The sequence below is a fragment of the Shewanella sp. genome (assembly GCF_047975355.1).
Lineage (GTDB): Bacteria > Pseudomonadota > Gammaproteobacteria > Enterobacterales > Shewanellaceae > Shewanella.
Genome location: NZ_JBKEDJ010000001.1, coordinates 107,077 through 118,456, shown reverse-complemented (window position 1 = coordinate 118,456; position 11,380 = coordinate 107,077). Strand labels below are relative to the sequence as shown.

The 11,380-nt window shown below is 47.7% G+C and carries 12 protein-coding genes; 11 read left to right on the top strand and 1 reads right to left on the bottom strand.

The window, feature by feature from the left end; genetic code table 11:
* Window positions 1-21 precede the first annotated feature (21 nt).
* From phhA to ompW, 8 genes are all read left to right on the top strand, one after another.
* Entirely contained in the window at window positions 22-837 is an 816-nt protein-coding gene (gene phhA, locus ACK5NH_RS00515; RefSeq protein WP_416917342.1) for a phenylalanine 4-monooxygenase, read from the top strand.
* An 83-nt stretch (window positions 838-920) separates the two neighbouring features.
* Window positions 921-1,259, top strand: coding sequence for a 4a-hydroxytetrahydrobiopterin dehydratase (locus tag ACK5NH_RS00510; protein ID WP_037416823.1), 339 nt, complete (start codon window positions 921-923; stop codon window positions 1,257-1,259).
* A gap of 279 nt (window positions 1,260-1,538) precedes the next feature.
* Window positions 1,539-3,077: a transcriptional regulator TyrR gene (gene tyrR / locus ACK5NH_RS00505; protein WP_011717658.1), complete on the top strand. Its 1,539-nt coding sequence runs from the start codon at window positions 1,539-1,541 to the stop codon at window positions 3,075-3,077.
* Between the two features lie 337 nt (window positions 3,078-3,414).
* Window positions 3,415-4,401, top strand: a complete 987-nt coding sequence (locus ACK5NH_RS00500) for a fumarylacetoacetate hydrolase family protein (protein WP_416917341.1) — start codon at window positions 3,415-3,417, stop codon at window positions 4,399-4,401.
* Window positions 4,402-4,484: 83 nt separating this feature from the next.
* Window positions 4,485-5,135, top strand: a complete 651-nt coding sequence (maiA, locus tag ACK5NH_RS00495; RefSeq protein ID WP_416917340.1) for a maleylacetoacetate isomerase — start codon at window positions 4,485-4,487, stop codon at window positions 5,133-5,135.
* A gap of 121 nt (window positions 5,136-5,256) precedes the next feature.
* Window positions 5,257-5,553, top strand: coding sequence for a hypothetical protein (locus tag ACK5NH_RS00490; RefSeq protein WP_416917339.1), 297 nt, complete (start codon window positions 5,257-5,259; stop codon window positions 5,551-5,553).
* 76 nt (window positions 5,554-5,629) lie between these two features.
* On the top strand, window positions 5,630-6,217 hold the full coding sequence (locus tag ACK5NH_RS00485) for a nucleotidyltransferase family protein (RefSeq protein ID WP_416917338.1): 588 nt from the start codon (window positions 5,630-5,632) through the stop codon (window positions 6,215-6,217).
* 462 nt (window positions 6,218-6,679) lie between these two features.
* A complete protein-coding gene (ompW, locus tag ACK5NH_RS00480; protein ID WP_416917337.1) occupies window positions 6,680-7,327 on the top strand; it encodes an outer membrane protein OmpW in 648 nt (215 codons plus the stop codon).
* An 83-nt stretch (window positions 7,328-7,410) separates the two neighbouring features.
* Here ompW and ACK5NH_RS00475 read toward each other — a convergent pair whose 3' ends face one another.
* Window positions 7,411-8,154 (bottom strand): SDR family NAD(P)-dependent oxidoreductase, encoded by a 744-nt coding sequence (locus ACK5NH_RS00475; RefSeq protein WP_416917336.1) that lies wholly within the window; start codon window positions 8,152-8,154, stop codon window positions 7,411-7,413.
* 117 nt (window positions 8,155-8,271) lie between these two features.
* Between ACK5NH_RS00475 and ACK5NH_RS00470 the strand changes: the two genes are divergently transcribed.
* From ACK5NH_RS00470 to ACK5NH_RS00460, 3 genes are all read left to right on the top strand, one after another.
* On the top strand, window positions 8,272-8,706 hold the full coding sequence (locus ACK5NH_RS00470) for a YbaY family lipoprotein (protein WP_416917335.1): 435 nt from the start codon (window positions 8,272-8,274) through the stop codon (window positions 8,704-8,706).
* A 69-nt stretch (window positions 8,707-8,775) separates the two neighbouring features.
* Window positions 8,776-9,717, top strand: coding sequence for a homoserine O-acetyltransferase MetA (gene metA, locus ACK5NH_RS00465; protein WP_099457843.1), 942 nt, complete (start codon window positions 8,776-8,778; stop codon window positions 9,715-9,717).
* 469 nt (window positions 9,718-10,186) lie between these two features.
* Window positions 10,187-11,377, top strand: a complete 1,191-nt coding sequence (locus tag ACK5NH_RS00460) for a thiolase family protein (protein ID WP_416917334.1) — start codon at window positions 10,187-10,189, stop codon at window positions 11,375-11,377.
* The last annotated feature ends 3 nt before the right edge of the window (window positions 11,378-11,380 follow it).

The following is an 11,380-nucleotide window of genomic DNA, read 5'->3' as shown; positions in this document are numbered from 1 at the left end:
GTCAGCCATTAAGTGAATCCTATGACTAAAGAGATAGCGCACACAGCTCCCTATGTTGCGAGAAGTGCAGATGATTCAGGGTATATCCATTACCCACAGGAAGAACATGATATTTGGAGCCAATTATATGCTCGCCAAGCGGTAAACTTACCTGGGCGAGCCTGTAAGGAATATCTACAGGGGCTCGATGCTTTGGCTATGCCTAAGGATCGTATTCCACAATTGGCTGAGATAGATAAAGTGTTGCAGGCCACCACGGGATGGAAAACCGCGGCCGTGCCAGCCTTGATTTCCTTTGGCCGTTTTTTTGAGTTATTGGCTAACAAGGAATTTCCGGTCGCGACCTTTATCCGTCGCAAGGAAGAGTTTGATTATTTGCAAGAGCCGGATATTTTCCATGAAATTTTTGGTCATTGCCCCTTGCTGACCAATCCTTCTTTCGCCCATTTTTCCCATATCTATGGCAAATTGGGGTTAAATGCCAGTAAGGAAGATCGTGTCTTTTTAGCGCGTCTGTATTGGTTTACCGTCGAGTTTGGGTTACTCAAGCCCCAAGATGGCGAACTGTGCATCTATGGCGGCGGTATTTTGAGCTCTCCCGGCGAAACTTTATATGCCATAGAAAGCCAAGTGCCAGAGCGTAAGCCCTTCGATCTCTTAGATGTGCTGCGCACGCCTTATCGTATCGATATTATGCAGCCGATTTATTATGTGATTGAACATATTGATATGCTAGATGAAATCGCCAAGATGGACATCATGGCTTATGTGGCTAAGGCGCGTCAGTTAGGCTTGTTTGCTCCTAAGTATCCGCCAAAGGCCAAGAAGGCAAGCTAATTGCCGACCGTTAAAAACACGAATTGATCAAAGCGTAATAAGGGCAACGGATTTATCCCCTGATGTTGCCAAGAGGAGTATGTATGACAGCGTTAACCCAGATGAAATGTGAAGCTTGCCAAGCCGATGCGCCGAAAGTGACCGATGAAGAATTGGCCGAGCTTATCCGCATGATCCCCGATTGGGGCGTGCAAGTGCGTGATGGCATCATGCAACTGGAGCGGGTTTACAAGTTTAAAAACTTTAAATTAGCTATGGCGTTTACTAATAAGTTAGCGGAACTGGCCGAAGAAGAATTCCACCACCCAGGGATTTTAACCGAGTGGGGTAAAGTGACTGTGACTTGGTGGTCACACTCAATCAAGGGCCTGCATAAGAATGACTTTATCATGGCTGCCAAGACCGACCAGTTGTTAGATTAAGAAATTAAACTTTAGAATCAGCGCCTTAATTTAATTTTGACGCTGATTTTTTCTTCCTGTTACAAATACGCTGTAAACTAGACTTGCCACTTTGAGCGTAACCTTCTAACGTATACACGCCCAGCTATTTATCCTGCCTTTTACGTTTGCGTAAACTATAGAGGTTTCGTCAAACGAATGTCTTACGAGGCTAAGCCTAAGGGCATTAACCTCGAGATAATAGCTCTGCACGGTTTATCCATCCCATAATTCGAATCAAAATAGGGAATATCAGTCATTATGCGCTTGGAAGTTAGCTGTCAAGATCGCGTGGGTTTAGCGAAAGACATCTTAGTCGTGTTAGAACGTTATGGCATTAATCTCATCGCCATCGATGCCAGTAACCAGGGCTTTCTCTACCTGCAATTTGCCGAGGTCAGTTTTGATACCTTAAGTGCCTTGATGCCGCAGATCCGCAAAGTGGAGAGTGTTCACGATGTGCGAACTGTGTCGTTTATGCCTTCGGAGCAGGAACACTACGCCCTAAAAACCCTACTCAAAACCCTCCCGGATTCTGTCTTTTCCATTGACGTGAAGGCACGCATTCGTATTGTCAACGAATCGGCACTGCTCAATATGGGCATGGGGGAGCACGAAGTACTCGATGAGTCCTTAAATCATTGGGTGCAAGGCTTTAACTTCAGTCGTTGGCTCAGTGAGAGCCAAGTGCTGCCGCAGGCGGCGAGGGTCAATATCGGCCAAAACGAATATCTGGCCGAAATGTTACCGATTTACTTACCCGATGAGGATGATAAAACCATCCTTGTGGGGGCTGTAGTCTCGCTAAAATCGCCGGCGCGGGTGGGTAAGCAATTCAATGCGCTGCAAAACCAAACCGCAGGCTTTGAAAACGTTTTAGCCAGCAGCGACAAGATGAAAGAAGTGCTAAAACAAGCCCGCCGCATGGCGCAGCTTGACGCTCCGTTACTGATCACAGGTGAGACTGGCACAGGCAAAGAATTAATGGCCAGAGCCAGCCATGATGCCAGTATGCGCCGCGAGAAACCCTTTATCGCCATTAACTGCGCGGCATTGCCCGATAGCGCCGCCGAAGAGGAACTCTTTGGCTACGTCAGCCAAGGTAAAGTCATTAAACGTGGCTTTTTTGAAGAGGCAAAGGGCGGCACTGTGTTTCTCGATGAAGTGGCCGAAATGTCTAAGGCGGCACAGGTTAAACTGCTGCGGTTGTTACAGGATGGCACTTTTAGACGCATTGGTGGCGACGAAGAAGTCCGCGCCGATGTGCGGATCATCTGCTCGACCCAGAAAAACTTAGCCGAGCTTTGCCAAACTGGTGAGTTTAGGGAAGATTTGTACTATCGCATTCATGTGCTTAGCTACCACATTCCGTCACTGCGCGAGCGCAAAGTCGATATCATTCCGCTGACGGAGATGTTTCTCGAGCATTACAGTCAGCAACTCTCGAGCCCAGTAAGACGGATTTCGGCCCAATGTCGCGATCATCTCTTAACCTACGCTTGGCCGGGTAACGTGCGCCAGCTTAAGAATGCGGTCTTTAGGGCAGTATCTATGTGGGATGGTTCGGGCGAGCTGACCGTTGAGCAACTTAAGTTGCCATCCTACGCCGAAGGTTTTGGTTATTTCGATAATGCCTTCGAAGGCAATCTCGATGATGCGATGAAGCAATTTGAGGCCAGCTTGCTGCGCCGCTTATATCCGGCTTACCCCAGTACTCGCCAATTGGCGAAAAAATTAGGGGTATCCCATACGGCCATCGCCAACAAACTCAGGGAATACAAGATAGCCAAGCCAAAGTAATCTTGCTTTAAGCTTAGGGTGTAACAGTATCGTTCCACTTTGTTGCCGACTTTTTCACCATATCGTTCTGCGAAATAGTGACAAGCGGCAGCAGGGTATGAAACGTAATGATTAGTTTACAAAATGTGAAATAATAGGGTGAAATGTGATTTTGCTCACGCTATAGGAATCCACCGTCGCTTCGGGTATTTCTACGCGCAGCAAACCCTAATGCCGAGTCTAAAAAGGCTAGATTGCCCGCACTCGTTGTCACCCATTCCCGTTAGCTGAGCCTATTGGCTAACCATAAATAGATAAAAAGCGCAGTACGCCGAGCCGTAGAAGCACAGGAGCAGATATGAAACTTGCCAGTTATAACAATGGTCGCCGTGATGGCCAGCTGATGTTAGTGAGCCGCGACCTTACTCAAACGGTTGCCGTACCCGCGATTGCCCACACGATGCAACAATTACTCGATGGTTGGGATCTGCTCAAGCCGCAATTGCAAGAACTGTATGATGCGCTTAACGAAGACAAATTACCGAACGCGCAAGCCTTCGATGAAGCCAAATGTTTATCACCTTTGCCACGAGCATATCAGTGGGCCGATGGTAGCGCCTATGTTAACCATGTGGAATTAGTGCGTAAGGCGCGTGGCGCTGAAATGCCAGAAACCTTCTGGACCGATCCGCTGTTTTACCAAGGCGGTTCTGACAGCTTTATTGCGCCAAAGGCGGACATTCCGCTGGCGAGCGAAGATTGGGGTATCGATTTCGAATCGGAAATCGCCGTGATCACCGATGATGTGCCTATGGGGGTGAGCGTTGAAAATGCTACAGCGCACATTAAGCTGTTGATGTTAGTGAACGATGTGTCACTGCGTAACCTGATCCCCGCAGAGCTGGCCAAAGGCTTTGGTTTCTTCCAATCTAAACCTTCGAGCAGCTTCTCACCTGTCGCTATCACGCCAGATGAGTTAGGCCACCGCTGGGAAGATTCAAAGGTGCATTTACCACTTATCACCCATTTAAATGGCGAGCTATTCGGCCGTCCGAATGCGGGTGTGGATATGACCTTTAACTTCAGCCAGTTAGTTAGCCATGTTGCTAAAACCCGTCCGTTAGGCGCGGGCGCAATCATTGGCTCGGGTACGATTTCTAACTATGACCGCAGTGCCGGCTCAAGCTGTTTGGCCGAGAAACGTATGCTCGAAGTGATTAACGACGGCAAAGCTAGCACGCCGTTTATGCGTTTTGGAGACACAGTGCGCATCGAAATGCTCGATGATAATGGTGCCTCTATTTTTGGCTCTATCGATCAAAAAGTGGTTGAGTACAAGGCGTAACACTTTTTCGCAAGTACAGCGACAGATAATATTGACGGGGCTTTTAGCCCCGTTTTTTCAGCATGACATAAGGACAGAGTGAGATGAAACTATACGGTTATTGGCGCTCTAGCGCCGCCTATCGTGTGCGTATTGCCCTCAATCTTAAAGGCGTGAGCGCGGAGCAGCTGTCGGTACATTTAGTGCGCGATGGTGGCGAGCAGCACAAGGCGGACTATATCGCCCTAAACCCACAGGAACTGGTGCCAACCTTAGTGGTAGATGATGAGCAGGATGGTGATGCCTTATCCCAATCCTTAGCGATTATTGAGTATCTGGATGAGCTCTATCCAAAGACACCACTCTTGCCCGCATCGGCCCTGGAGCGTGCCCATGTTCGTGCCATGGCGTTAACCATCGCCTGTGAAATTCATCCTCTCAATAACCTGCGTGTGCTGCAGTACTTAACTCAGAAGCTCACCGTCAACGAAGAAGCCAAAACGGCTTGGTATCACCACTGGGTGGCTACTGGGTTTGCAGCGCTCGAAACTCAACTTGCGCGCCATAGTGGTCGTTATTGCTTTGGGGATAAAGTGACGCTGGCGGATCTGTGTTTAGTGCCGCAGGTATATAACGCCCAGCGTTTTAATGTGGATTTAACGCCGTACCCAAATATCATGCGAGTTTGGGCTGAGTGTAATCTGTTGCCAGCCTTTGCGGATGCGGCGCCAGAGCGCCAAGCCGACGCGGTTTAACCAATAGCATAATAATTAACAGACGGCTTGTGCTTAAGTATGGATGATAAGACTCGTTTGACGAGTCTTATCTTAGCGATGGAGTTGCTATGGTTATAGATAGAATGGCTATCAGTAAAAAATGATTTTCAGTAAAAAATGTCCGCATTGCCAAACTACAATCGGCTTTAAGGCACTGCCCGTTAAACAGGGGTTATGTCCACATTGCGATAAACCGATTTTGTATAAACTCAACTTTATCAAATGGATGTTATTGTTTGTGCCGACGTTCACTGTGAGCATGAATCTGTTAGATAAAGAGGTGTATGGTTTTTGGCTATGTTTTTGGGTGATGATGCCGATTTATTCGTTAATGGCCATATTCTGTTATCAAGTGATTAAGTGCGCTGATTCTAATAACGATAACGAAGTGACGTGAGTCGATTATCACTGGCAGCCACTGAATGCCACTTTTTGTGTTCTATCCGATTCTGATATAGCTGCGGATTCTAGGCATGACTGAAACTGAACTAAATGCATTATTACGCACATGGCTAAGCCAAGATAAGCTTCGGATGAGAGCGCTTGAATTGGCGCAGCAATGCGCCCAAGTGTATGCCATACCGCAGTGGTGTCTCGCCGCGGGTTTTGTCCGCAATCTGGTGTGGGACAAATTACACGATAATAAGCTGCGTCCGTTAAACGATATTGATCTGATTTACTATTGCCCCTTAGACACTCGTCCCGAGCGGGATAGGGCGATAGAAGCTTACCTGCAAACGCTGGCCCCAGACTTACCTTGGTCGGTAAAAAATCAGGCGCGAATGCACCTTAGTAATCACGACAATCCCTATCAATCCACGCAGGATGCGATGTGTTATTGGCCCGAAATAGAAACCGCTGTCGGTGTGTCTCTTGAACAGAAGCCTAAAGCATTATCTTCAATCATCGAGGGCTTACACATCATCGCTCCCTTTGGCTTAAGTTCATTATTTGCCTTGCAGTTAACCCATAATCACAAGCGCGCGTTGGTGGTATTCGAGCAGCGCCTTGTCGCAAAGGGTTGGCTTGCGCAATATCCGCGACTGACCTTGGCCGAGTAAGTGCATCAATCGTTAAAGTCAGGCTCATTTACTCGTTAGTGGCTAAAAGAGTGTATCAATCACACCAGATAACCGAGTTTGAGTGTGATGACTCGTGTAATGGCTTAAGTCTGTGTCTAATTCATTCCTCCCTATTTTTATGCCCGCTTAATACCACTAGTGGTCATCGATTTCTCCCAATAGTGATGTAAACATTCTGTAAACAGCGCGATGATATCATTACTCCTTGTGGAGGTAATTAGTTGTGACTAATTAATGCGGTAAGTCACAAAAAATGAACTGGTATTATCAATAAATGTTTAGATAGCGTGACATGGATCTCATGACTCATACCTCAAAATAAGTATCACGACCTAATCTTGATTTGGATCAATAAGGTAAACGAGTTTATCTGGCAGTGTAGGCGTCAATTGTTAAGGATGTAATGTAAAACAAAAACCTATGTTGTACATATGGAGTATGATGATGAATAAAACTACTGTTTCTACACTGTTTGCTGCCTCCCTCTTAGCCGCTGGTTTCTCTGCTTCTGTTTCAGCCCATCAAGCGGGCGATATCATTGTTCGTGCTGGTGCTGTGGTTGTCGCGCCAAGTGAATCTAGTGATCCAGTTGCTACGTTTGGTGAGTTTCAAATCAGCAATAACACTCAACTGGGCTTGAACTTTGGCTACATGTTGACTGATAACTTCGGTGTAGAGTTATTAGCGGCGACACCTTTTAGCCACGATGTTTCTTTAAAAGGCGTAGGTAAAATCGCAGAAACTAAGCACTTACCACCAACCTTAGTGGCACAATACTATTTTGGTGATGCCCAATCTAAATTACGTCCATATGTGGGTGTTGGTGTGAACTACACTAACTTCTTCGATAATGAATTCACCAACGACTTAGATGGTGCCTTAACTGACTTAAGCATGAGCACCTCTTGGGGCTTAGCGGCGCAAGTGGGTCTAGATTACCAAGTGAATAAAAACTGGTTAGTGAACGCCTCTGTGTGGTACGCGCAAATCAGCAGCGATGTGAAGTTTAAATTAGGGGGTGATACTGTCGTAATCGATACCGATATTAACCCATGGGTTTATATGGTGAGCGTAGGCTACACTTTCTAATGATCTGATTTTAAAGTAACAAAAAGGAGCCATAGGCTCCTTTTTGTTTTTCGCAGTTTTATGAGGTGAGACGCTCAATAAAACTATTTTTTGGCTTTTTTAGGCTTCCAGTGGCGAGTGTTGTAGATAAACTCAGGCAGTAATTTAGTAAGCCAAGCCACTAAGCGCCAACGCTTGGTCACATAGACACGGCGTTTACCTTGCTTCATGGCTTTAATAATTTGCGCTGCCACTTGTGGGAGCGGAGCAAGCCACAGCGTGCTTTGCTGCATGGCGGCTTTATCCAGTAAACCTAGTTGGATATCGGTAATGGTAATGGGCAACTTAAGTCGCTGGGCATGCATGCTTAAGCCCTCTAAATAATTTTGCGCAAAGGCTTTAGAGGCATGATAAGCCACACTCGGGCCACCACGCAGACCGGCAATCGAGTTGATGGTGGCAAGCTGGCCATAACCCTGTTCGCGAAATAATCTAAATGCCGTATTGCAGATAGCGGCAAAGCCTCGCACATTGACGTCGATAATATCCTGCTCAGGTAGCCATGGTAGTTCAGGATCGTAACTATTGAGTCCGGTATTCACTAAGACTAAATGGGCGCCGCCTAATTGTTGCCAGACGCTTTCAAGCTGTTTGATGATGGCGCTCGGCTGTTCAATTTGCAGAGAAAAAACCTGAACTTTAGTGGGCAGGGTTGAAGTAAATTCCCGGAGTGATTCGACATCTTGAGCAAAAAGGGCTAATTCAACCTGCTGATCGGCCAATTGTTTGGCAAGTTCGCGGCTTAAATGTGAGCTAGCGCCCACAATTATCGCAGTTGCTTGGGTCATAAATTTTTCGACAACGAAATGGTGGCTTATCATAGGAAGATATGCCCAGCATGACAAGATTTATAGCTTAGGCGTATAGACATCCAGAAGTCTTTATGTATGATTAGGAGAAATGAAATGAGACAAGGGTTAAGGATTAGCGGACTGACATCTGCATGGCAAAAACTGGCGGCTATGGTGTTACTCGCCGTCACCACGGTGATTTCAGGTTGTGCGACACCCAATGCGATTGTTGAGATTAAGGGTGAGGCCATGTACCGCGAACGTATCGCATTACCCGCCGATGCCAAGTTGATTGTGCAGTTGCTTGATGTCTCTAAGATGGATGTGCCCGCCGTGGTGATGGCAGAGCGCGTTTCCCAAGGGGCGAAAACCCCAACGCCGTTTAGTTTTTCGATGGGGCGTGATCAGTTTGAAGCGGGGCATACCTATGCCGTTGGGGCAAGGATAATGCTCGGTGATAAGTTATTGTTTATTAATACTCAAGCCTATCATGTCGACCTCAATTCGACAGAGCCTATGACGATACTGCTTGAGAAAGTCGGTCGCTAATTTGTTTGCTCTTTGATGAGTGGCATACGCGCGCCGGATCCGTTGATTGTTAAACAGAAGAGGCGCGGTATGCCAGTTAAAATTCCAGATCATCTGCCTGCAGCAGGGATTTTAGAATCTGAAAATATTTTCGTAATGTCCGAAACTCGGGCTGCCAATCAGGATATCAGGCCGATGAAGGTGCTGATTTTGAATCTGATGCCCAATAAAATCGAGACAGAAACCCAGCTGCTACGCCTATTAGGTAACACGCCTTTGCAGGTGGATGTGGATTTACTGCGCATCCACGATAAAGAGTCGAAGCACACCTCAATCGATCATATGAACACCTTCTACCGTGATTTTGAGGATGTGCGACATAAAAATTACGACGGCTTGATCATCACGGGCGCGCCCCTTGGGCAAATCGATTTCGAAGAAGTCACATACTGGGACCATATCCGTGAAATTATCGATTGGTCGCAGCAACATGTCACGTCAGTCTTATTCCTCTGTTGGGCGGCCCATGCTGGGCTTTACCATCTCTATGGCTTAAATCGTAAGATCCTGCAGCAAAAGCGTTCTGGAGTGTTTGTCCATCGCCGGACCTGCCAACATTTCCCGCTGCTGCGTGGGTTTGATGATGAATTCTTTGCGCCGCACTCCCGTTTTGCCGAGATGGATATCGAGGAGCTTAAACAGCACCCTGAGCTACAGGTGCTGGCAGAATCCGATGAGGCAGGGGCCTATTTAGTCCTCAGTCGCAACAATCGCAACCTGTTTGTCATGGGGCATCCCGAATATCAAAAATCTACCTTAAACGATGAATATCATCGGGATTTGGCGCAGGGGTTAAACCCAAATGTGCCGCAAAACTATTATCGCAACGACGATCCTAAGGCCGATGCCATCGCCCGTTGGCATAGCCATGGCAGTTTGCTGGTCAGTAACTGGCTTAACTATTACGTGTACCAATTAACGCCTTACGATCTGAGTGATATGACGGCCATGACGCCATGGGAATCGCAGTAGTTTTTTCCTCTTAGCGCTTATTTGGGTGCTCGTTTTACTAGTGTGGCATTGGGCAAGCAATGCCACACTTCTTATCAAGTGACTATGGCTCCCATTTCACTGACTGGATCTCTGCTTGGCTTAAATCACCGAGCTGATTGCATAACAGCAAGGTTTACACAGCGACCCAATCCTAACCTCTGAGTCCTGATTGATCTTTCACTCGCGTTATAAGCCTCTTTTATAATTCGTCTTTTGGCCACAAGCCAAACCGCTTGCGGTTTTTGCATCTTCCACTTCGCCGCGTTACTTCAATATTTCATTCCCTTGACTGTAAATCCTGACTGACAATTCTTGTGGGATTTTATCGACACATTAGACCAAGGAATACTTGCTTTACGTTCGCGTAAACGTCAGAGTGGTTTCATTGTCACTATATTATCCGCCACTGGTGAGTGTTACCGCCAAGGCACATTTAGCTGGAGTCCCCATGAGTACTGAACAATTTAACCAAGAGATCGTTATTGTTGCCGCTAAACGCACCCCAATGGGGGGCTTTCAAGGAAGTTTGTCTGGCGTCACTTCTCCGAGCTTAGCGGCCACCGCCATCAAAGCCCTGTTAGCCGACACCCAAGTTGCCGGCGACAAGGTCGATGAAGTGTTAATGGGCTGCGTATTGCCAGCGGGTCTGGGTCAAGCACCAGCGCGTCAGGCGACCTTAGGTGCCGGTTTACCTCTGTCTGTGGGCGCAACTACAGTGAACAAAGTCTGCGGTTCAGGGATGAAAACCGTGATGCTTGCCCACGATTTACTCAAAGCGGGCAGTGCTAAGTTGGTGGTTGCGGGTGGCATGGAAAGCATGAGCCAAGCCCCTTACTTGCTAGATAAAGCGCGCGCTGGCATGCGTATGGGCCATGGCAAAGTATTAGATCATATGTTCCTCGATGGTTTAGAAGATGCCTACACCGGCGGCGCCATGGGCACATTCGCCCAGAAAACCGCCGATGAATACGGCTTAACCCGCGAGCAAATGGATGCTTTTGCCTTAAGCTCACTGGAAAAAGCCAACGCGGCCATTAATTCTGGAGCCTTCAAGGCGGAGATTGTGCCCGTCACCGTTAGCGATCGCCGTGGTGATGTGACTATCGATACCGATGAGCAGCCAGGCAATGCCCGTCCTGAAAAAATCCCTGCACTGCGCCCAGCCTTTGCTAAAGACGGCACTATTACTGCGGCAAACTCAAGCTCAATTTCCGATGGCGCAGCGGCGCTGATGCTAACCACCCGCGCCAATGCCGAGCAGTTAGGCTTAACTGTGCTCGCCACCATCAAGGGCCACACAACACATGCCCAGGAGCCATCACTCTTTACCACGGCGCCTGTTGGCGCTATGGCAAAACTGCTGAGCAATGTGGGCTGGTCTAAGGATGAGGTTGACCTGTTCGAAATCAACGAAGCCTTTGCCATGGTGACTATGCTGGCGGTTTCTGAATTAGGTTTAGACATGGCCAAAGTGAACGTGAATGGCGGCGCTTGCGCCTTAGGTCATCCTATCGGTTGCTCGGGCGCACGTTTGCTGGTGACCTTAATTCATGCACTTAAAGCCCGTGGGCTTAAGCGCGGCGTAGCCTCACTCTGTATCGGTGGCGGTGAAGCGACCGCTATGGCTATCGAAGTCTAATCA